This window comes from Methanobrevibacter ruminantium M1 (assembly GCF_000024185.1).
GTDB classification, from domain to species: domain Archaea; phylum Methanobacteriota; class Methanobacteria; order Methanobacteriales; family Methanobacteriaceae; genus Methanobrevibacter; species Methanobrevibacter ruminantium.
In genome coordinates, this window is the sequence record NC_013790.1 from 1,561,306 (window position 1) to 1,584,585 (window position 23,280).

The following is a 23,280-nucleotide window of genomic DNA, read 5'->3' on the forward strand; positions in this document are numbered from 1 at the left end:
AAATTATATTTCAAATAAAAATCTAACTATAATTCACTTTTTAATTTTCATCTACAAATTTATAATTCGATTTTTAAATTTTCATCTTCTAAATTAGACAAAACGCCAAGTTCAATTACCTTTTCTTCAGCATTATCAGTATAGAAAGACCTGTTTCTAATCAAATAGGATAAATCCTCAAAATGGATTTTACCATATCCTCTAGAACCATTTCCACCTAAATAATTATTTTCAAGCAATTTCAATGCAGTGAAAATTTCCTTAAAGTTTTCCTTATCATCATCATGATATATTCCAAATACAATTTCAAAATCAAATTTTGAATCCTTTGGAATTCTTTCAGTAGGTCTAGGGTGCATTGCAGTTGATTTTACTCTATCAATAACATTTTCTGTCTTTAATTCTGCTCCTCTGGATACGCCTTCTGAACTTTCCCAAAATTCCTTTGTTTCATCATCTGGAAATGCATCCCTAACGATTATTCTAGTAGGGCCTACATAAGTTCCATCCTCATCATTGGTAAAACCAAATATCTTGCAAACAGAACATTTTCCACAGTTGCAAGGAGCATATTCCCTATTTCTTCCTTTTGGATTGTCAAGAATATATCTTACAGAATCCTTATTGAACAATTCCATTTGGTGTCTGAGCTTACCTTTTAAAGAAGAACCTGGGATATATGGCAAATTGGATTTCTTATCCCTCATGACCATATTGTCTATTCCGCCAATTTCTAAAGTTTCATTGGATTCGCCAATATGCAAACCAGTATCACAAACGATTTTTCCTTTAATTATAACATTTCCTTGAAATTCTAAATTTTCCATAAAAAACATCCCCTTATAAAGATCCTGGATTGTTAACTTTAAAGAATGCAACAATAGCTTCTAAAAATTGCACAAATCTTAAGAAATCATCTAAAGTATCTTCTTTATTTCCAGAACCAACTTTTTCCATAGTAATTTTCATTAAATTAAAAAATCTTTCACTAATGACTTTTCTTCCTTTAGCATAAGCTAATTTAGGCATCAGCAAGTAGAAATCCACTTTTGCCTTGTCATCCCAAACTCTTTTATCTTTTACATACATTTCGATTTCCTTAACTGCAGCAAAAAACTTTCTTAATTGGGAAGTCTTAATGTCATCATTTCGTAATTGTTTAGTAATCTTATCTGCATCACCATCAAATTTGACAAACTCTTCAATTTCATAATATTTTAAGCTTTTCAAACCTTTAATTTTGTTTTCAACATCTTTCAAATCATTTGGCATCTTTTCACCTCATTCTTAAACTAACCCATGAAACAGGTATTTTAATCCAAGGCATATATTTAATACCTTCTTTTAAAACAACATCATATTCTTTACTATTTTGATTCATACCTCTTAACCTATAAGCAAATTTAGGAACAAATCTATTGTTATTGCATTTCGCAAAATTCTCCTTTTCCCATTTTTCTTCATTGAAAAATATTCCTGAATGCTCTTCAAAATTATCTTTCCATAAATATAACATGGAATAAACTATGCTTTTTGATAGTTTATTTTGAGAATTATATTCCTCTAATTTTAGGCCAAATTCATGTAATTGATTGAAATCTTTAAATTTAGAGCCTTTAGCATCCCAAGGAACAACTTCATTAAATACTGTAAGCTTATCTTTACCGCAGGATTTTGAAGCCTCAAGATAATTTTCAGCCATAATCACAGCTTTGCCTATAGGGAATTTTGAAGAGACAATGTTAATTCCACCGGATAAATTAATGGAATCATTATTGCAAGTCCATTGCTTGAATCTTGTTCTTAATTCTTGTGAAAATTCAATGATATCATCATATGGACCTAACACTAATAAATCATCCCCTCCAGAGTAATTTATATGAATAGTTGGAATACTATACTCCTTTATGGATTCCTTGATTTCGTCGTCAAGTTCCATTCCATACTTTTCTTTATAAACAATGATGGATTCATCTTCATTTTTAGAGCCATCATCATTTTGAAGTTTCAATTCTACCTCTTTAAAGTTTAATTCAAAGAAAGAAGGGTCATTTTTGAAATATTCCTTGATTCCATCATCATAAACACAGAATTCTGATGCAATCTTATTAATAAACCCTGAGAAGAATAGATCCAATTGAGAGCTTAGTGTGGAAATTCTGGAAATGCTGCTTATAGACTCATCTGAATCTTTAAAGGCATGATTAAATCCTTCGCCAAATATCATTCCCAAATCATCTACATCCATCTTTAGAACACCTAATTTATTTGCCCCTTTACTGATTTGGGCTAAATGTTCAAAGTATAATGGATTTCTGTTATGATATTTTGGAATAGTATTTCCTAAGAAACTAAAACTAAATGAGATTTTATCTAATTCCTCTAAACTAAATTTATTTTCAATTTCCAAGAAATCAGTGTCATTTAACTTTATTATTTCAAATCTATCGACAAATTCATCATATTCAGAAAGAATATCTTTTATTTCTTTAAAAGTCTTGTCAACAGACTTCTTACTGGTATTGCTAGTAAAAATATAAGCTATGTTTAAAGGCTTTTCATAGAAAGAGACTTTTTTAAATTTATTTTTATCATAAATATTTTTAAACTCTTCATTAAAGAAACACTTAATCATATAACTTGCATTAGTTACTTTTGAACCCAGTTTTATATGTTCTTCACAGTCATCACAAAACTTATCCTCCTCATCTTTTGGTTTGAAGAGATTTCCGCAAACGGCACAAGTAGATTTTCCATCCAAATCTTCTTCAAAATCAAATAAATCATCCAGATTGTCAATAAATTTATGCTTTTTATCCTGTGCAATCTTATATGATAAAATGGATGTAATATCACTGAAGTTTTCAAGTCCATTTCCACTGCATTCTTCACTTGCAATAGCCAAATATAATTCTGCATTAAACTTTTCTATGAAAAAGGCATTTATTTCCTTTTGTATTTCATTTAAAGATTTTTTAGCCTTTTCAGTATTTGGAGCAAGAATTGTGAATCTTCCTCCGCCACAGAATAAAATATTTGCTTGAGTCAGGTCTAAATCTTGAACTATCTTATTTGCAATCGCATCTGTCAATAAAGTCAGATACAATGATCTTCCCCTTAAACGTTTACTCATTGCACTTTGAGCCTTTTGAGGTGAAGAAATTTTAAAGATAAAATTCTGAATCCCTGAAATATCTCCGCTGATAACTGAATAAACTTCTTGAGTTGATGAAGTGTGTTTCAACTCTGTTTCTTCATTAAACAGATATCTGCACACTGCAATGGCTGCAGTTGTCTTTGAATGGTCATACAAAGATATGTCAGGTTTAGACCCCCATGTTGCAGAGGGCATACAAGAAGTGTATTTTTTTAACAAAGCCAAAATAGTATTAAAATCATCCGTATTTTCTAAATGCTTCACTTCACTTTCAAATTTCTCCCATAAAGCAGAATAACACTTTTTCAATGAATTATGACCCTTTTTAGCATTATCGATGGAAGTTGGAATAGAATTTTTCCACTTTCTATTCAAATCAAATTCTTCCAATGGAACATATAACTCATCGCATTTCTTATTTTTTTCAGGCTTAATTAAAATATCTGAAAAGATAGAAAGCAATGGAGTTTTAAATGGATCATTTTTAATAGAATCTATGCGCTCACCAGAAGAATGATGGTCTGCTTTTTGAATAATTAAACCTATTTCTTCATTTATACCAGATTTAGGATTATGATGATATAATGCTAAATTAGTAATATCTGAATTCCAATAATGCTTAATAAAGCTAGCAGACCATTTAGAATGTGCACCATGATAACCAAAATCATCTTTATCAAGATTTTTGTATTCAGATGAAAAATTATTTTCCGCACGGTAAGAAAATTTTCCAATATCATGAAGTAAGGAAGCAAATTCTAAATTTTTTCTATCCATAATTTTTCTCCAATAATAGATAAATTCAACAACAAGTTACAAAATAAGATTTAATTTTTAATTTAATTGACAAATAACCTATAATCACTTAAATTTAATTAAATTAAATAAAATAAGTTAAAAAAGTATTAAACGCAAAAAGAGTAAATTATTTAATTAAACCTTATTATTTTATATAAAAAATATCCATAACCCCAAATATCACCCAAAATTTATATATAAACTTATTATATTTTTACTACATAATAAATATTTATATATTTTTATTAAAAATTTTTAAACAATTATTCCTCCTATTTTTATTTCTTTTTATGAAGTGTAAAAATGTCCTCATTGCTTGAAATAATATAATTTAATTCCTTATCTAAATTTTTCAAACAGTAATATTCATCCAAATCATGATTTAAATAATTTAAAGCATAATCTGCTTTTAGATTGTATCCTTTTTTGCAAACAATATTTTCAATCTGCCTAATTGCATTCTCATCCCCAATTAGTTGTTTAGTGGAATATAAACGTTGCTTAAACCATTTGTCGCTGCTTTTTGTTCTATGGATCTTATTGCTTTTATTAAAATATTCCATAATAACCAGCAACTCATGTTTATAATTATTAGTGCGCCTATAAATACTAGCCAATCTTTGATAATATCTGAAACTCTTTTCTTTGTACTTATAAATTGCCATAGCATATAAGTCAAAAGCTTCCTGATTGAGCTTTTCTTCATATAATCCATCGGCAATATTGGTATAATAGGACCTTTTATGATTATAGAATTCCTCTTCATCTGATAGGATTTTTAGTCTGTTCTTATCTTTTTTCAATCTATCAGCATTAGGAATAGAATTATTAGATAAATCAGAATCTTTTAATAGATTTACATAATTTTTAATTAAATCTTTTAGTTCATTATGCTTTATTCTAGCTCTTTTAGGCAATTTCCTATTCTTATATTTGAAATATAAGAATTGATATTTATTGGCATAAACGCTTGATTTGAAGAAATCTCTTATAATATCAGCTTCTTTATCATATTTTTTAGTCTTATGATAGACTTTCATTAATTGCTTATATGGATAGTAATCTTCTTTAAAATAGGAATTGTGTATTAATTTTTTATAATAATCTTCAGATTCATCATATAGTTCTTTTTTAAGCAATTTCAATCCTTTTTTCTTTAGGATATATTTTCTTAAAATGTTCTCTTCAAGAGACAAATCATCATCATATTCAAAAAGATCAATGTCCTTGGAATAATCATTTTTAAGGAAATTCTTATATTTTTTAGGAATGGACTTTAAATCCAAATATTTTGAATAAGAACTAATAAATGGTTCTTTTGAAGATTTAGAGGATTCCTTAGATTTATAAGATTTCTTTTTGGATTTAGATGAATCTTTTTTAGAACTAGGAGATTTCATTTCTGATTTAAATGAATCTTTTTTAGATTTGAAATCCGCACCAAGATGTTTATCATCAGATGAATTATTTAAATTTTTAATTTGATTAGCAGATACAGACAAATCATTATCCTTATCAGATACAGAAACACCCTCTTTAGCAGATATAGGAATACCTTCATTAGCAGATACAGAAACACCCTCTCTTGCAGATATAGGAATACCTTCATTAGCAGATACAGAAACACCCTCTTTAGCAGAGATTGAAGCTAAATCATCTGCACTAATATCAACATCAAACTTAGTTTCATCATCTGAATCAAAATCAATATCTTTCCAATATCTGTCTTTTAAATCAATTATTTCATAATCTGGCAAGTTCTGATAGAACTTATTTCTAAAAGATAAAGTGTCCTCATTATTAAAGTCAAAAACAGAAACGTCATCATTATTTGCCTTAACGCATATCTTTGAGAAACTGCATTTTAAGCAGCCCTCTCCAAAATTACATTCGAATACTTCTTTTTTAATATTCAATGAAACATTATCAAGCTCTTCTAAAAGAATATCAAGGGACTTCTGATTTATATCAACAGATATCATCTTTCTTGCTTTTATTGCATATATCCGAAGCTCATCGATTTCAAAACTATCCTTTAATGCAATCATATAGGTATAGACCTGCTTAATATAATTTTGAACATAATGCCTTGATATGCGTTCAGTGTTCTTATAATCCAAAATGCCCATCTTTCCATCTTTGGTCTTATAGATTAGGTCAATAATGCCTGACAATCCATAATATTCCTTTTTAATGCTAAATGAAAGCTCTGTGTTTAATATATTGAAATCCTTTCCAAAGGTATTGTAATAATAAAGAACATCATTTTTTATAATATCATATTCCTTCTTTGACAATCTTAAGTTTTCAAAGCGGAAGGAGTCTTGAAACCTTTCAAAGATAGCCAAGACCTCATCATCTCCAATATATCTGTTTCCGTTGGACCTGATTCTATTGTTGATCGTTTCAAGCAAATTATGTACAAACAAGCCTCTTAGCTTATTGAATTCCATTGTGGATTCGCTGAAATTAATGTCATGCATCAGTTTATACTTGAAAGGACAGGCAACATAATTCTCAAGGGAATAAAAGCTTAAATTAAGGAAATCCTCCTTTTTAACTTGAGGCTTTTCACAAACCGTCTTTGGAAGCTGGCTAAAGTCATCTTCCAAAAACTTGCAGCTTGAGAGATTCCTATTGATCAAGTCATGAATCTTAATATGCCCTTTAGGAATGTCCTTGATTATTTCTATCTTTTCAATTTGAGAAAGATTGTCATTCAATTCTGCTTTTAACCCTTCTAATTCAGGAGTTTCCTTGATTAGATTAGATAGAACTAAAATATCCTGAGCCCTTGTCATAGCCACATAGACTATTCTATCCTCTTCCTCTAGATAGTCTTGAATTTCCTCTTCCTTGGAATCGTAATTCTTATATTCCAAACAGGAGTTTGGAGTGTAAAACCTATCATATTCATCCTTATATTGGCTTGGGAACTTCTTATGATTCAATGACAGTAAAATGACTACAGGAAATTCCAATCCTTTAGACTTATGGACTGTCATAAGCTGAACCCCTTCGGATTCATCATTATCTGTGCTGTAGCCAGCTATGTTATATCTTAAGAAATAGTATGCTCCCTTCAAATTCTTATTGTCTACAATCAACTCATAATTATGGAAAGTGTTGCTTAGGATTGCCAGATTTTTAAGCTCATCCCTATTAATAGGGTCATTAATGAAATCTTCAGTCAAATAATTGCAGACATCTGTCAGCAATTTCATATAGATATCCAAAATAGTGTCTTCGGAGTCCATATACTCTTCACTGTTGAAGTAAGCTTTCAAGTCATTCAATCTTCTAAAGAACTCCAAATCCTGCTTATTTTTTACCCCGTATCTAATCAGATTCTCATTGCTTAGGATAGGCCTTTCAATGTTTTTAAATAATTCAATTAAAACCTTCTCATCCCTTTCAAAGACTCTTTTAAAGACATATTTATGAGACTTCTTGCCTGTAACTTTTAAATAAGCTCTTTTTTCTTCCTTTAAGACATTCTCTTCAAATTCTTCTTGTATACTATTTAAGATATTTTTAGTTTCATCAGATAGGTTAAATAAAACCTGATTGAAGCTTTCTCCAGTATATGCCTTAAGATTTAGCCATTCCAATTCCCACAGGTCAAATTTATGGTTATGGGGATTTGTATCCTCTATAAGATGGTGAATCAATGTGATCACTGACCTTATTTCAGGCCGGTCAAAGAGATCTGGAACCCCCCTGACATGATAAGGGATGTTGTTATCAATAAATAATTGGATTAGGTCTTGGGCAGTGTTGCTAAACCTTATGGAACGGGATAAGATAGCAATCTCATTATAATTTTCAATCTTCCCGCTGTCATGGAGATATCGAATCATTTCAAAAATGGCCTTTGCTTCGCTTTCGCTGTTTTCATTTACAAGAAAATAAGTGTTTCTATCCAAATCCCGTGCGCCAAGAGCCTTGTCCTGCTTTGCTCCCTCAGCCCTTTGAGACTTGATGAAATCCTCGCTTATGTCAATGATTTGATTTGCTGAACGGTAGTTTACATTTAAGTTCACCTTGTAGACCCTATCGTCATAATTATTGTATAGATATTCAAAATAATTCTTATTGGCTCCCCGGAATCCATATATGCTTTGGTCTATATCTCCCACAACAGTAAAGGAATCTGCATTTTTCATTAGAATTTCAAATATCTTCATTTGGACAGGATCTGTATCCTGAAACTCGTCAACCAAAACATTCTTGTAGATGGTGTTTGGATTGGTTTTCAAATAGTTTAAGGTTTTGATTTGCATCTGATCAAAATCGCTGAATCCCTTTTCATCCAAAAGCTCCAGATATTTAGGATATGACTTTGCTATTTGCAGATACAATGCATTTGTACGGGATTTCTTATAGGCATCATTAGCCATTACCTCATCAAAAGGATATCTTCCATCATTCTCCTTCATATATTCATTTACAAAATCTATATATTCAGGGTCAATTTTAGTATTCCTTTCTATATAGTCAACCAATTTTTTACTATCTACCTTAAAGGTGGCGTATTCGCCATATTTATCTATTAGGTTAAATATTTCATTCTGGCGGATGTGACACTCATTAACAAAGCCTAAGTCTTTCTTATATTTGTTTAAAAACATTTTCTGTTTTTCGTTAACGCTATCTCCCAAGACACGAGTATTGTATTCCCCAATCTCTGAGAGAATCACTCTGCAAAAAGCATGTATGGTTGATATTTGCATCATGCTTACTACAGATTCATCAATATCCTTATATAAACGTTCTTTAAGCTCTTCTGCAGCTTTGCGTGTGAATGTAATAACTAAAAGGCTTGAAGGCTCTACCTTCTCTTCATTTATGAGAAACTTGATTCTTTCTATTAAAACACGTGTTTTCCCAGCGCCTGGACCTGCTTCTATGACCAAGTACTTGTCTCCATTGTAATAGGCAGCCCTTTTTTGGTTTTTATTTAAATCAATTGACATATTTCCCCTCAAAGAAAAAGAATAAAATCATAAAAATCAAAGTTATTTTATATTTATGTGCATTTTATATAATAAAATATATGCATTTAATGTTTAGTAAGTATGATTTTGATATTATTTTAATAAGTTGGAACAAAAGAAATTTCGATTTTTCTTTTTAAGTTAAAACAATTATTAAATGTTCAAAATAGCCAATAAACAAAAAACGAAAATCATAATGATGTATGTGGCAAATGAGATAAATATATGCTTATTCATTTATAAAACTCCTTTTATGATGATAGGTTTAATGAAATAAACCTATCTAAATTAATTCAACATTAACTGCCCTAGTGGACTCCTTATTTTTAGAATAATCAATGCTATCCCCAAGATAATATGAAACCCTCATATTATTCCAAATATAATCATGATCATCCTTAAAGTCCTTGAATAGGAAGAATTGGTTTTTTCCTCCATCATCTGGCTTAATAAAACCAAATCCCCTTTCTTGTTTTATGGCACTTATGGTTCCTGTAAACTGCTTTTTATTTCTGTATAAACATTCTCTCCAGAAAGGTTTAAGCTCATTAGCTATCTTATTATAATTGGTATTTTCCAAATCAAAGCCTAAATCTCTGATTTTCTCTTCCAAATAATCTGGAATGAAATTGCCATAGGATTTTTTGATAGCGTAGCTGAGATAATAATGTTTATTGGATTCCTCAGTAAGACCCAATTGGCTTAAGATATATCCGAGTTCTGTGTAATAATTTACACAGGATTTGATATCCTTTTTTAAAATAATATAATGGACCCCACTGACTAATGCATTATCATAATCATCTAATTTTAGATAGTTATCTGCTAAAAGTTTATAGAAATAGTTTTCACTCCTTTTAAGCAATAATTCATTGATATATTCAATTGAAAGTTCATAATCTCCAGTCAGATTATATATTTTAGCTATGCTCCATTTAATCCAATACTTAGCTTCACTGGCAGTGTCTGGAAGGTCATTGATTAATCTAATGGAATATTGCAAAGCAGCATCATATTTTCCTATGCCAATCAATGCCTTAACCATATTTGAAAGATATTTCTCATGATGGGAGAATCTATAATAGCCATTGGAATTATGTCTTGAAACATCAGATAGGAAAGACTCATCTAATCTTATCAGGTATTTAATTGCATCCAAATAGTATTCTTCCTTGATTAGAACAGTGCTAAGATTTAAAATAAAATCAGCATATGGATCTTCAAAATTTCTATTGGAGCAATCCTCTTGATTAAAGTTTTCTACTACAAAATCAGCATAGTGCCTTAAATCACCTATAGATTGGCAGTTATCAATATGGGATTCTTGTATTGCACGGATAAAATAAATTTCATCCAAATCATTAAAGAGCTCTCTATTTGTATTGAAAACTTTTAAAAAATTAGTTTCTGCTTCTTTCATATTCTTTTTCATATAAAGTCTGCGTGCATGTATTAGTTCATTTGAAGTGGTTTCATTCATGGTATCTTATAATTTAATCTAGTTCAACTGCGATTATACAAAAAATAGAATTGAACAAAATATTTAATGTATGGTACAAGTCTTTTGTGATGTATCTTTTGGTGTTCAATTACATAGTATAAGTTTATAATAATATTTAAAGGTTTGGTTTTTTGTTGCTATCCTTGTTTTAATAGATTACTTTTTGCAATTTGTATACCATGACAGTAAAATTGTAACTTTTGCATCACAATCCTTGTTTTAAAAGATTACTTTTTGCTATTCAGTAACAATTTTTCTCGAAAAACAAGAAGGCAATCACAATCCTTGTTTTAGTAGATTACTTTTTGCAATAAAAAGACACTTAAAAATTATGGAACAAAAAAAGGAGTCACAATCCTTGTTTTAAAAGATTACTTTTTGCAATTCTGATTCCCTTAACAAACTCACAATAAGGGAAAAAGTCACAATCCTTGTTTTAGTAGATTACTTTTTGCAATATTAACAAGGAAACAGAAATGGAGATTAAGACACTGTCACAATCATTGTTTTAGTAGATTACTTTTTGCAATATTTCATTTTTGGACTGATGTTGTTCTTGAAGAAAGTCACAATCCTTGTTTTAGTAGATTACTTTTTGCAATGTAGGTATATTTCTTATAGAATAAATAAAATTTATGTCACAATCCTTGTTTTAGTAGATTACTTTTTGCAATACAATAACAGAGACAACAGTACTGAAGAAACAGTAAGTCACAATCCTTGTTTTAGTAGATTACTTTTTGCAATATGAAATCATTGAAACACTTGTTGAAATTCATGCAGTCACAATCCTTGTTTTAGTAGATTACTTTTTGCAATTATGGTAGTTGAGAAAGTTACAAAAGTTAGGGCTAAGTCACAATCCTTGTTTTAGTAGATTACTTTTTGCAATCCTTATTGAATGATACCAAAGACAAAGTGGACGAATGTCACAATCCTTGTTTTAGTAGATTACTTTTTGCAATAGAGTTAAAAGAGAGTTTAGCTATAGCAAGAGTTTGTCACAATCCTTGTTTTAGTAGATTACTTTTTGCAATAAGAGCTAATAAACAAACTAAAGAATATATGCTTAAGCTGTCACAATCCTTGTTTTAGTAGATTACTTTTTGCAATATAAGATTAGTTTTGATATTATTAGATTTTTTTCTGTCACAATCCTTGTTTTAGTAGATTACTTTTTGCAATTCGGTTCTTCCGTCTCTCGTGTGTCCGTCGCGGGTGCGTCACAATCCTTGTTTTAGTAGATTACTTTTTGCAATCCTAATACCTATTGTAAATCTTTTCAATTTAAAAGAGTCACAATCCTTGTTTTAGTAGATTACTTTTTGCAATGACAAACTTTATACCTTAAGAAAGGTTCAAGGTGTGTCACAATCCTTGTTTTAGTAGATTACTTTTTGCAATCAATCATTCAGTATACGATAAAGAGTGTAACGACTGTCACAATCCTTGTTTTAGTAGATTACTTTTTGCAATAGATAATAGATAAATTGAGGTGTTAAATATGTTATGTCACAATCCTTGTTTTAGTAGATTACTTTTTGCAATATATCATTATAGACAAATATAGACAAAAAGAAATTGTCACAATCCTTGTTTTAGTAGATTACTTTTTGCAATATATCATTATAGACAAATATGACAAAAAGAAATTGTCACAATCCTTGTTTTAGTAGATTACTTTTTGCAATGGCAAAATTGAACGATTTAAGCCAATACGACACTTGTCACAATCCTTGTTTTAGTAGATTACTTTTTGCAATAATTAATGAAAATTATATAGGTGATTATTTATGTGTCACAATCCTTGTTTTAGTAGATTACTTTTTGCAATATGAATTTGACTTAAGAAGCCAACTCTTAAGAAGAGTCACAATCCTTGTTTTAGTAGATTACTTTTTGCAATATCAAAATGTAATGATGCCATACCATTATCATTTAGTCACAATCCTTGTTTTAGTAGATTACTTTTTGCAATATTATTGTGACACAAAAAAGAAATTTCCTTGACAAAGTCACAATCCTTGTTTTAGTAGATTACTTTTTGCAATCAAAAATACATTTTACAAAGATATGCTTAAAGTCTTGTCACAATCCTTGTTTTAGTAGATTACTTTTTGCAATCCCATATGGAAGTCGCGAGGGAATCAAAGAAGAGGTCACAATCCTTGTTTTAGTAGATTACTTTTTGCAATAAAGTTCAAGGGGTAACAAGACAAGCATACTTCGGTCACAATCCTTGTTTTAGTAGATTACTTTTTGCAATATCAAAAAACTTTTATATTTTTTATTGGTGATAAAATGTCACAATCCTTGTTTTAGTAGATTACTTTTTGCAATATATACAAGTTATAAAAACTTGAGAGTTATAAAAAGCGTCACAATCCTTGTTTTAGTAGATTACTTTTTGCAATAGAGTATGGTTGTCACTTTAGGGAGGATTTCTAAGTCACAATCCTTGTTTTAGTAGATTACTTTTTGCAATACCTTAGAACTCTTAAAACAAGTAAAACATCGAGCGTCACAATCCTTGTTTTAGTAGATTACTTTTTGCAATGAAATACAGATTAAGCAATCAGGCATATAGACAAGTCACAATCCTTGTTTTAGTAGATTACTTTTTGCAATAAAGACACTTTAGATGTAATTGTTCGCTATAATGAAGTCACAATCCTTGTTTTAGTAGATTACTTTTTGCAATATTATATTAAAACTCAAATAACTATAGATAGATTTGTCACAATCCTTGTTTTAGTAGATTACTTTTTGCAATTTAATGGACTTATAGTTAGTTATGACTTAAAAGCACGTCACAATCCTTGTTTTAGTAGATTACTTTTTGCAATATGACATGAGTTGTGATTTAAACGGCATCGTAAGCGAGTCACAATCTTGTTTTAGTAGATTACTTTTTGCAATAGTCCAAAAATTTTCTCAAAATGTATGAAAAAATAATGGAAATTGCTTCTTTTTATAGTGTTTTTGTGCAAATCTAAAAACTTAACCCTTATTTATATATATTTGCACAATTTAAATAAAAAGTTTTCTATCAATATTAACAAATAATAATCATTGAATCAATTATATCAATGTTTAAAATTAAATATTTTAAAAAATACTAAACAATATGTAATTAATTAAAAAAATAAGGAAAAAATGAGAAATAAAAAAATATTAAAAAATTAGCGGAAAATTGGAAATTTGTTAAAATCCTATAGGTTTGCACAAAATGGATTTTTTTGAATTTTCTTTATACCGGCTAAAACAGATGTATTAATATAATTTACTAAATTATTATTTTTTAAGACTTATTTTATAAAAAATGATATATTAAAACTATTTCTTTTATAATAAACCTTTTATAATTATTTATTTTATTTCATAAATTTTTCTTCTAAAAAAACAAACCTTTATATACTCCCAAGCCAATAAACTGTTTAAAAATATATTCTATTTTTTAAATTTATATAAAAACAAATATTTTAAAATAAAATTTATGTTTAAAATTAAACTTTTAAAAGTAAAAATAAAAGTTTAAAAACTAAAATTAAACTTTAAAAACAAAAATAAGAGTTTAATAACCAAAATTAAACTCAAACCAAAAAAATAAAGGTGATTAATATGTCTAGTCAACTTGAGGAATTAAAAAAAGAATTCCAAATAGCCGAATACAATCTCGACTTTGATAGACTCCACACCCTATGTGACAAGATACTTGAACATGATCCTAATCTAATCGAATACAAGCAATACATTGCAATTAGCTACTTCCTCTCTGAGGACTATGAAAACTGCATAAAGGAATACAGCATCTACCTTGACCGCCGTGAGAAGGATGCTGATGACGCGTACATACTTGCCATGAGCCATCTTCATCTCAACAACGAATCTGAGGCCATGTCGATTATCGAAGGCTTTGATGAGATAGACTCTCTTGAGCTAAAGCTCAAGGCATATCATGATATAAAACACTACTACAAGGCCATCAAGGCCGGTAACGAGCTTCTTGATATTGACAGCTCCAATGATGAAGCCTTGCAAACCATGTCGGAAATATATGACGAGCTTAACAATACCGAGATGTCGCTTTTCTATGAATGGGAGCTATGCAAGCTGAAGCCTGCATTTAAGGGCTTCCATCTCATGAGGCTCTATGAGCTTGGAAGGTATGAAGAGGTCATAGAGATATTTGAAAGGAATCCTGATGACTTTAAATGCGACCTTCTCCACTACCCATTCAACTTCTTGATAGGATCTTCATATTGTGAAATCGGCAAGCATATGGATGCATTGAAGTATCTATACAGGTCCAACCAGCTCCATGAGTGCCGTGATACAGGACTTCAGATAGCCCGTAACTATTATATACTGAAGGATTATGAGATGGCATATAAGATTCTAAAGGGGGTTGCTGTTAAGGAGGGTCTATTGGACTATGATGATTCTCTCTCGGACGATGAGCTATTGAATGATAATTCTCTTCTCCTATTGGATGAAGATGGTTTAGAAGATGATTCTTTACTCCTATCCGATAATGAGACTTTAAATGATGATTCTTTACTTTTATCCGAGGATAAGACTTTAAATAATGATTCCTTATTCTTAAGAGAAGATAAGACATTAGAACAAATAATGGATAAGTACTGCAAGGGGGCACCTGAAGAGAAAGCTGATGAAAAGACTTGCAATGAAGAAGAAAAAGAAACAGAAGTCCTAAGCGATATACAGATTCTTGACCAGATGCTGCTTGAGCTTGATATTGATGAAAGCCATTATACCCAAGTGGAAGAAGAGCCAAGCTATTTCAAGGAAACTGATGAGGATTCAATCGACGGCGACGAGGATATTGACATAGTGGATGCAAACATACTGAGAATGATGTCTGAGGTCTGTCTCTACCTTAAAAGATATGATGAGTGCATCATGATAGCAAACAGACTCTTAAGCGTCTCAGACCGATATGACGAGATTGTGAATGTGATAAGCGCATACTACCTTGAGATGGAAGACGAGTGGAAGGCTGATGAATGGTACCTTCTCCTTCCTATAGAGCTTGCATTCAATAAGCCATTTGTCTATACCATTGCCCGCAACCTCTCTCTCATCGGTGAGAGCGACCGTGCCCTGAAAATCTATAGCACCATAGAGAAGCTGATTGACGAAAGCCCATATCTCCTATATGAAAGGGCCGGCCTCTATAAGAGGATAGGGGAGAAGGAGCTTGCCATGAAGGACCTTGATAAGTATAATGAAATTGCCCTGAAATATCTATATGAGAATGGGGAACCGGAAGTTAAGTATGAGGATCTGGAATAGGTGAAAAAAGATTTCTATTTTTATTAGAATTATTTTCCAAAATGGATTATAATTCTTATTTTTATTTTTTAATAAATGTTCATTATCTAATATATGATTTATTGGATGATTGAATTTCATTTGATTAACTAAACTATTTTTATTAATTATAACTATTTTTATCACTTTTGCTTTTGGTAAACTATATGACATATATAGTAAACCAAAAGGAGAACGGAGATAACTTCTTTTTTTCTGTAAACTATTTATTAACATATGTAAATCATATAAATAATTCAACAATCTTTAAATAGTAAAAGAACATAAAAATAAGAGTTAAAGTGGTGTTACTATGATTAAATCAAAGTAAAAATGCATCGCTTAGGAGGTGAAACATGAAAGTTGAAATAATGATTATAGGGATCTTGCTGCTTTCAAACTTCCTATATCATCATGAGGATGGAAATCCTATTGTGCAGTATGTAGCATATATTGCCTCATTGCTTGTCATAATTTTAGGGTTCTTTTAAATAGAACCTTTTTTTATTTTTTTTAAAATTTTACCCTCCTAAAACAAAGAATAAGCTTTTAAAATTAAATAAATCTAAAAAAAATAAAAATAGAAATTAAAAAATAAAAAATAAAAATTTGATTAAAAAAAAGAAAAGAAAAATAGTAGAAATCAGGCATTATTAATATCCAACTTTAAGTCGAACTTTGCAAACCTGGTCTCTTCCAGGAACTTGTTCATGTCCTTATCAAGCTTTTTGGCCAATCCTATCACAAGCTCTAAAAACTTGTCAAAGTCTTCCTTGGACTGTGAGTCCAATCCGTGGGCCAAAATGGAATTGTTCCTCTTGAATGTAAGGTCCTTTATCTTAGACTCATTCTCCATAAAGTACTTGCCTAGCTCATCATCCAGCTCATTTAAAAGATGATAGTCCTTTATAAGTCCTATCCTAATCTTACCGTCTTCCCTCATATTCTCAAGCTCATCTATAAACTCTTGCCTTAATCCCTTTTCCTTGAGAAGATCTATATCAATATCAGAACTCATGAGATTGTATTTCTCAAGCCTTATCTGTGCAATGAGCTCAAATGACCTGTATAGCCTTGCAATTGCGTCGTCAAACTTATATTCCTCAGCTCTCCTTATTGCATTGTTTATGATGCATGCAAGTATATAGCAGTTCTTAAGGTTCTGGGACTTTGAGTTTACTATTATTCCCAAGGCATTAAGGTTCTTCTTAAGCTCGTTTTTTATCTCTGCAAACTCCATATAGTTAAGGTCTATGCTCTTTAGATGCTCATATGCATGGGAGAAGTCCATGGTGTCCCATGCAAAGTATCCCTTACAGAGGTCCACTAGGGAGTCCTTGTGGATGTTCATGTCAACTATATAGTTCAATACGTCAAGGCATGGCTGGAATCTGTTTGTGTTGAAGTTGTACCTTATCCTCATTATGGCCCTCTTGTCATATATCTTATAGAGGTTCTGGTAGTTTATTATCTCTGTTCCTGCTGATACCTCTCCCTTGGAGCGGTCCCCTCCGACAGAGATAAGGTCACGGCTGTAGAGCATTCCGCAGCATGCCATTGCAGCTGACATGGTCTTTGTCCCTGAGGTATAGTCCATGATTATCTGGTATTTTTTCTCATTGAGATAGTCGTATTCCCATATCTTTGCTTCAAAGGACTCAAAGCAGTAGTTGAAGTCGTCAATGTTGTTAAGTTCAACTATCTCATAATCCTCCCCCTCATTGAACTCGTCGCCGTCAAGCTCAAATAGCGCGTCTATGTATTTTATTGTGTGCTTGGATACGTTAGATGCAAAGAAGATTACATAGTTTGGATATATCTTGTTTAAGGTTGAGTAGAGCTTCTTGGCCAGCTTCTTGTATCCCGCCTCGTTGGAGTCTGGATTGATCCCGGTTCCAACGGTCATGAATAGTACTACTTCTTTTCTTTTCATTTTAATCACTTTAATTTTAGAAAATAATTGTTAGTTATTCTTTTAGGGCTAAGCATTAATTATCTAATCTTGATCTGTTTAAATTTTAATGTCTATTTTAATTTATAAATGCTTTAAATAAGTCATTCTCTTCATTAAGACTGATTGTCAGTTAAATCTCTATCGAATCCAGATGAAATGCTTTTTATGATTAACCCTTTGCTTATTTATATATGCTTATAGTTTGTATTAGAAAATATATATAAATATCTAAATGATGTTGGGTAATACTGAATGTTTTTTAAAAAAAGTATCTAAAACACATTAGTCAATAAATTAAGTTTTAGAAAATGATTTAAAATATAAAAACAGAAATTATACTAAGGAGGTAAGATATGTATAAAATAATTAATGAAGACGGCAGTTTAGTTAGAGGATATCCTTCAGATGCATTATATGATCTTTTAACTGATAAAGAAAAGGAACATATCCAATTATTCAAAAATGAAATTGAAAAGATAACAGAAAAAGAAGGGCTTGGAAAAATAACTGTTTCAGTAAGTTATGATGAACCTATAATTGAAAAAGCATTCCAAATACAAGATAAAAATGGATATAGCTTTGATGAGTTTCAAGAGATATTGGATAAAATTAGATTGCATATGGCAGATTTCTGTAAGAATAACAAAGAGTTATGCGAATTTAAAAAATTCTCTTATATTATTTCTGCTTAATCTCTTCTTAAAAAAAAAATTTTGTCTAAAAGTAGACAATGAAAAATTAGTGTTAAAAAAGTATGAAAAAATAGTTTTAGCAATAAAAACTATTTTCTAAATCTTCTTTTGTTTTCTTTTTTGGGCTGAACAATTCATTAAATAATTCAGAGATGTCTTCAACAGGATCGATTCCCATGCTGAAGCATGCCCCCTTATAAAGATCTTCGATTTTCTCATCAGAGATCTTCTCACCCTTTTCAGAAAGCATATATCCTAAGAAATATGCTGCCATAAGAGGTGTCACATTGATTCTAGAGCCCTTTACATTATTATTTTTTGCTAAATCCTTATCACTAACCATCATATTATCACCGAGTACACAATGTATAGACACAATCATTTATAAACCTTTGTTTTTTATAAACTATTTCTAATAAATAGTAAACCAAGCTTCCACTTAAAAAATTTCTAATAAATAGTAAACCAAGCTTCCACTTAAAAAATTTCTAATAAATAGTAAACCATGCTTCCACTTAAAAAATTTCTAATAAATAGTAAACCAAATTCTACTTTATAAAGCATTAATAAATAGTAAAATGATTGTCTAATAAACTTTTTCTAATATTGTATATAGGCAATAATTATTTTTCAAAGAAATATTTCTAATAATGGTCCTTAAAATTGATTATTTAACTTATATTTAAGTCTCATACTCATCATCAGAGCGCAGTCCAACTAATGATGCAACAACAGCAATCACACACAATACTGCAGAGATAATGCAAGACAATCTAGAGCTTTCCATAAGCAATGGATAATATTCAGGCACAATTGCCACATTTCCCATGATGTATGCAAATATCACAGTAAGCATTCCAAGGCTTAGTGTCTGTCCAATCACCCTAACTGCTGCAAGGGATGCTGAAGCGGAAGAAGTCTCTTCCTTTGGAACAGAGCTCATGATCGCATTTGTATTAGGTGAAGAGAACAATCCATATCCTATTCCCTGGAGAAACATTGCGAGTAGAATCATATATAATGGGGTTGATTCGTTTAGGAAGCATAGGATTGTTAGTGCCACTGTTACAAAACCCATGCCTATTGCTGCAAGCTTTTGAGGATCTATCCTATCTGATAGCCTGCCTGATAGGGGTGCTAGAATTGCCATCATGACAGGTGTTACTATTAATAACATGCCTGAAAATTTAGAGTCAAAGCCCATAATATACTGAAAATGATAAGTTAAGATGTATGTGATTACAAAAGTTGCAGTATAACTAATCAAGGATGCAATATTTGAAGAGGAGAACCTAGAATTCTTAAAGAGTCTCACATCAAAGACAGGATTATTGACCCTAAGTTCAAAATAAGCAAAGGCAATTAATAATAGTAAACCAATTATCAATAGAACTATGCCAAGCCATGTGTTTACTATGGTGAATCCATAGATTACTAGAAGAATACCTATTGAAAATATGATAGATCCAGTTATGTCTATTGGACCGTCATACATTGTCCATTCATCCTTGAGTGACCATGACAGGTAGGCTGAGAATATTAGTGGGATTAGCATTATATAGAATATGCTCTGCCAGCCAAGGTGGTAGATGACAAGGCCTCCGATTACAGGGGCTGATGAGAGTCCTATATAGACTCCAGCAATGTTCAGTCCCAATGCCTGTCCCCGGGTTTCTGGGTTAACTGCTGAAACGATTAATGCCATTGAAGCGACATTGATTAAAGCGGTTCCGATTCCTTGGATTACCCTTGATAGAAGTAGAAGTTCACTGTTGATTGAAAAGCAGGCTATGATTACTCCTATTATTGTAAGGATTATTCCTGCAAGCAATGACTTGTTTAGGCCATGCTTGCTTGTAAGCTTTCCTAAAGGGATGGAAAGCATGGCAATTGGAAGAAGGTAGATTGTGGCTACCCAATTTTGAATGATATTGCTCATTGCAAGCTCCCTTGCTATTAAGGGCAAAGCTACAGAGATGTTTGCAAGGAATGCAGTGACAAAGGATACAACTGCAGCAAGGAGTATGACTGATTTTTCCATACCTATTCTATCAACGATATTTGACATGATTGCACCTAAATGGATCATTATTTATCTAGAATCAAAATAAGTTAAGGTGATTAATTCACCTTAGAATAATTAATATATTGTTTAAATAGATATTTAAAATTTTATAAATTGCTTTATGGTGTAATAATTAAAATAAGAGTTAAATAAAGGAATATAAATCGGGTTAATTCTGAAATTGGATTAAGGATAAAAAGAGTTTAAGAAAATGAATCTGAATTGGGTTAAGTGTTAAATCGGATTAAGGATAAAAAGAGTTTAAAAAAATAAAAAAAAAACAAAAAGAAGGGTGGCAAAAAAGATAGGGTAAGATATAATTAAAATAATTGCTAATTTTTAGATAATGTTTTGTGTAAAGATTATATTTTTAAAATTTTGTGTTTGTTAAATAAATTGATTGTAGTGATTTTAGATTCAAATAAACTTTTCATTAGTAATTATTATAAAAATATCTTAAATATAGGGGGGAAATAGTAACTTACTAAAAAACCCGAATAATAACACTTTCAGCTATTTTTAAATTTTAATTGATTTTTATAGGTAACACAGCGATATAGTGAAAATCTAAAAATAATAATTATTTGCTAAAAAGTATTATTATCTACTTAACTATAAGGAGTAATAATTATATAAAGTTTTTCTTATTACAAATAATGAAAAATTAGGAAAAAAAGTAATATTGCTTATAAAAGGTAATAAAATAATTAGATAAAAAATAAAAAAGTAATAAAAATTTAATTTGAAAAAGTAATACTCAGCATATGAGAAAATTGGAATTTGAGATTAGTAAAAAAATTATTAATTTTCAACACAAATGACAGTAATGTGGGTCAAGCATAGCCAAAATAAAAAATTTTGGTCCAGCTTTTGCGGCCCGGAGGGCCGTAAAAGGTGGAGCTAGAAGGCACCTCCACCTCCACCACCGGAGCCTCCTCCTATTCCTCCTACAGAGCTGTTGTCTGCAGCAGATATGGTAGAGGATGCTGTGTTGAATGAATCATTGATAAACCTATGACCTCCTAAGTAATAGAACATGTAGAGATCATTTGTTCTGTAATAATCATCGCTTCCGCTATAGACTTCCATCTTCATGGCCTTATATACCTCATCTGCCACACCTAATGCTGTAGCATAGACAAGATACTTGTTCCAAATTACAATGGACTCTGGCGGATGCTCCTTTATCAATGAATAATCCTGAAGGTATTTCTTAAACTTCATCCATTTTTCCTCATAGAGCTTTCCTTCGTCTGTGTATTTTCCTGCAATTCCAGATGGAAGCATAAGGCAAACGACACCTACAATGACTAAAAGGACTCCTACGAATATTGTTGAGCCGGTGACTGCAAAGTCGAAGAATATTGATGCTACGAAAGCGATTATTCCAAGAATTATGAGAAGGAATGCGAAGTAATTAAGATAGTCGTTTCCTTTCTTGTCAAAGAGGCGGCTGAAGCTGTCCTCTGAGAAGTATTCATTTTCAAAGTTTTCCTTCCAGCTTTCAAACCTGCCTTGGAAGTATCTGGCTTCAGATTCTCCCCTAAGGCAGTCCTGCATATAGCTTAGGCTTATATTTCCGTTTAGCTCATATCTCTTTAGGATGTTAATGACATCAGCTTCAAATCTCTTGAGGCCTGATGTGTCCTTTATGGTAAGGAAGGTTGTCTTTGTAAATTCAGTGTCTTCCTCTGAGGATACACCCATCTTGCCTCTGTTGATAAGGTCCATTATTGTAGCTTGGAAAGCTTCCTGATTTAGACTGCCTACATCCTTTAGCCCTGAGCCTATCATACCATTCACATAGGCTGGAGGGTCATCTGTAGGAGGCTCATGCTCATATATTGCATCATATGTTGTCTTTGGCTCCCTTCCGAACTTAAGGTAGATGAGTCCTGGAATAAAGCATAGCACTACCAATACCTTATTTAATATTGAGAATAAGGATTTGAAGCCCTCTTGAGATTTCTTGTCATCGTCCTGTATCTTGATTATCTCATCCTTTCCGTTCTTGTTTATATGCTGTGCATATTCTGCATTGGAATCGAATTCGCTTAACGGAATCAATGCCCTTGCCTCAACATATTTGCCGTCTCCTACAAAGTCTGAGTGTATCTTCAGGTGGTCCTCTGCCCATCTGGCCTTAGCATTGCTGAAGTATGGGTTGATCCAGAACTGAAGCTCCTCATCATCTGGGAATGTGATTGTGGATTGAAGGTTTTCAAGGTCTTCGTCCCATTCATCACCCCATACCTTATACTGGAGCTCTCCAATATCGTTATAGATCTTTACAACCTTTGGCATGTCATAGACATAATGGACGGTTATTACAGAGTCTGAAGATAGCTTATGGCTTTTTGAGGAGTCTGTATAGAGATATACCTTTATCCTCTCACCGCTTCCTTTTGGAATGATCTGGTACTCTGCATAGGCCCCGTCAACATAAACCTCCAGATTCTCTATGGACTGGCCGCTTTTAAGGGGTATGTCTCTATAGACACCATTGGGGCTGCTGTCAAAGTCATATGTGATTGCCTCATGGACATGCAATAATCCGTTAGACTTAACCACATAGTCCATATCTGCATTTGTTAGGGTGTAATCAACTGCAGATACTGCGGCTATGGATGCTAGCAATATTAGGCTTAGACTTAGGATTATTAATGTTTTTTGTTTTGAATTCATTATTTTCTCCTTGATAATTAAAAGACTGGTTAAAGAGAGTTTAATTAATTTAAACAGTTAAAATCTGCCTTAAAAAGACTTAAATAAATACGAATTA

General features: G+C 31.3%; 12 protein-coding genes and 1 CRISPR repeat array. Of the genes, 3 read left to right on the plus strand and 9 right to left on the minus strand.

Annotated elements, in window-relative coordinates:
* Positions 1 to 59: 59 nt before the first annotated feature.
* From csm3 to MRU_RS05935, 5 genes are all read right to left on the minus strand, one after another.
* Complete coding sequence (gene csm3, locus MRU_RS05915) at positions 60 to 827, minus strand: type III-A CRISPR-associated RAMP protein Csm3 (RefSeq protein ID WP_012955980.1); 768 nt, start codon at positions 825 to 827, stop codon at positions 60 to 62.
* Positions 828 to 840: 13 nt separating this feature from the next.
* A complete protein-coding gene (gene csm2 / locus MRU_RS05920) occupies positions 841 to 1,272 on the minus strand; it encodes a type III-A CRISPR-associated protein Csm2 (protein WP_012955981.1) in 432 nt (143 codons plus the stop codon).
* A gap of 4 nt (positions 1,273 to 1,276) precedes the next feature.
* Positions 1,277 to 3,934, minus strand: a complete 2,658-nt coding sequence (cas10, locus tag MRU_RS05925) for a type III-A CRISPR-associated protein Cas10/Csm1 (RefSeq protein WP_012955982.1) — start codon at positions 3,932 to 3,934, stop codon at positions 1,277 to 1,279.
* Positions 3,935 to 4,233: 299 nt separating this feature from the next.
* The gene (locus MRU_RS05930) at positions 4,234 to 8,931 is read right to left on the minus strand and encodes an ATP-dependent DNA helicase (protein WP_012955983.1); all 4,698 of its coding nucleotides are present in this window, start codon (positions 8,929 to 8,931) and stop codon (positions 4,234 to 4,236) included.
* A gap of 304 nt (positions 8,932 to 9,235) precedes the next feature.
* A complete protein-coding gene (locus tag MRU_RS05935) occupies positions 9,236 to 10,432 on the minus strand; it encodes a cold shock domain-containing protein (protein WP_012955984.1) in 1,197 nt (398 codons plus the stop codon).
* A gap of 154 nt (positions 10,433 to 10,586) precedes the next feature.
* Positions 10,587 to 13,299: direct repeats of the CRISPR family, unit length 37 nt; unit sequence GTCACAATCCTTGTTTTAGTAGATTACTTTTTGCAAT.
* Positions 13,300 to 14,074: 775 nt separating this feature from the next.
* On the opposite strand from MRU_RS05935, the gene MRU_RS05940 reads away from it, so the two are divergent.
* Both MRU_RS05940 and MRU_RS12155 read left to right on the plus strand, forming a co-directional pair.
* A complete protein-coding gene (locus tag MRU_RS05940) occupies positions 14,075 to 15,769 on the plus strand; it encodes a tetratricopeptide repeat protein (protein WP_012955985.1) in 1,695 nt (564 codons plus the stop codon).
* A 374-nt stretch (positions 15,770 to 16,143) separates the two neighbouring features.
* Positions 16,144 to 16,278, plus strand: a complete 135-nt coding sequence (locus MRU_RS12155) for a hypothetical protein (RefSeq protein WP_012955986.1) — start codon at positions 16,144 to 16,146, stop codon at positions 16,276 to 16,278.
* Positions 16,279 to 16,430: 152 nt separating this feature from the next.
* Here MRU_RS12155 and MRU_RS05945 read toward each other — a convergent pair whose 3' ends face one another.
* The gene (locus tag MRU_RS05945; protein ID WP_012955987.1) at positions 16,431 to 17,720 is read right to left on the minus strand and encodes a TIGR02710 family CRISPR-associated CARF protein; all 1,290 of its coding nucleotides are present in this window, start codon (positions 17,718 to 17,720) and stop codon (positions 16,431 to 16,433) included.
* 374 nt (positions 17,721 to 18,094) lie between these two features.
* On the opposite strand from MRU_RS05945, the gene MRU_RS05950 reads away from it, so the two are divergent.
* A complete protein-coding gene (locus MRU_RS05950) occupies positions 18,095 to 18,433 on the plus strand; it encodes a hypothetical protein (RefSeq protein WP_012955988.1) in 339 nt (112 codons plus the stop codon).
* Positions 18,434 to 18,509: 76 nt separating this feature from the next.
* Here the strand turns inward: MRU_RS05950 and MRU_RS05955 are convergent, their stop codons facing one another.
* The 3 genes from MRU_RS05955 to MRU_RS05965 all read right to left on the minus strand — a co-directional run bounded on the left by MRU_RS05955 (position 18,510) and on the right by MRU_RS05965 (position 23,183).
* Positions 18,510 to 18,779: a hypothetical protein gene (locus MRU_RS05955; RefSeq protein ID WP_012955989.1), complete on the minus strand. Its 270-nt coding sequence runs from the start codon at positions 18,777 to 18,779 to the stop codon at positions 18,510 to 18,512.
* Between the two features lie 336 nt (positions 18,780 to 19,115).
* A complete protein-coding gene (locus MRU_RS05960) occupies positions 19,116 to 20,501 on the minus strand; it encodes an MFS transporter (RefSeq protein ID WP_227717029.1) in 1,386 nt (461 codons plus the stop codon).
* 897 nt (positions 20,502 to 21,398) lie between these two features.
* The gene (locus MRU_RS05965; RefSeq protein WP_012955991.1) at positions 21,399 to 23,183 is read right to left on the minus strand and encodes a DUF2207 domain-containing protein; all 1,785 of its coding nucleotides are present in this window, start codon (positions 23,181 to 23,183) and stop codon (positions 21,399 to 21,401) included.
* Positions 23,184 to 23,280 lie beyond the last annotated feature (97 nt).

Coding starts and splice junctions, on each gene's coding strand:
- csm3 (WP_012955980.1), bottom strand. CDS start 827: ATGGAAAATTTAGAATTTCAAGGAAATGTTATAATTAAAGGAAAAATC.
- csm2 (WP_012955981.1), bottom strand. CDS start 1,272: ATGCCAAATGATTTGAAAGATGTTGAAAACAAAATTAAAGGTTTGAAA.
- cas10 (WP_012955982.1), bottom strand. CDS start 3,934: ATGGATAGAAAAAATTTAGAATTTGCTTCCTTACTTCATGATATTGGA.
- MRU_RS05930 (WP_012955983.1), bottom strand. CDS start 8,931: ATGTCAATTGATTTAAATAAAAACCAAAAAAGGGCTGCCTATTACAAT.
- MRU_RS05935 (WP_012955984.1), bottom strand. CDS start 10,432: ATGAATGAAACCACTTCAAATGAACTAATACATGCACGCAGACTTTAT.
- MRU_RS05940 (WP_012955985.1), top strand. CDS start 14,075: ATGTCTAGTCAACTTGAGGAATTAAAAAAAGAATTCCAAATAGCCGAA.
- MRU_RS12155 (WP_012955986.1), top strand. CDS start 16,144: ATGAAAGTTGAAATAATGATTATAGGGATCTTGCTGCTTTCAAACTTC.
- MRU_RS05945 (WP_012955987.1), bottom strand. CDS start 17,720: ATGAAAAGAAAAGAAGTAGTACTATTCATGACCGTTGGAACCGGGATC.
- MRU_RS05950 (WP_012955988.1), top strand. CDS start 18,095: ATGTATAAAATAATTAATGAAGACGGCAGTTTAGTTAGAGGATATCCT.
- MRU_RS05955 (WP_012955989.1), bottom strand. CDS start 18,779: ATGATGGTTAGTGATAAGGATTTAGCAAAAAATAATAATGTAAAGGGC.
- MRU_RS05960 (WP_227717029.1), bottom strand. CDS start 20,501: ATGTCAAATATCGTTGATAGAATAGGTATGGAAAAATCAGTCATACTC.
- MRU_RS05965 (WP_012955991.1), bottom strand. CDS start 23,183: ATGAATTCAAAACAAAAAACATTAATAATCCTAAGTCTAAGCCTAATA.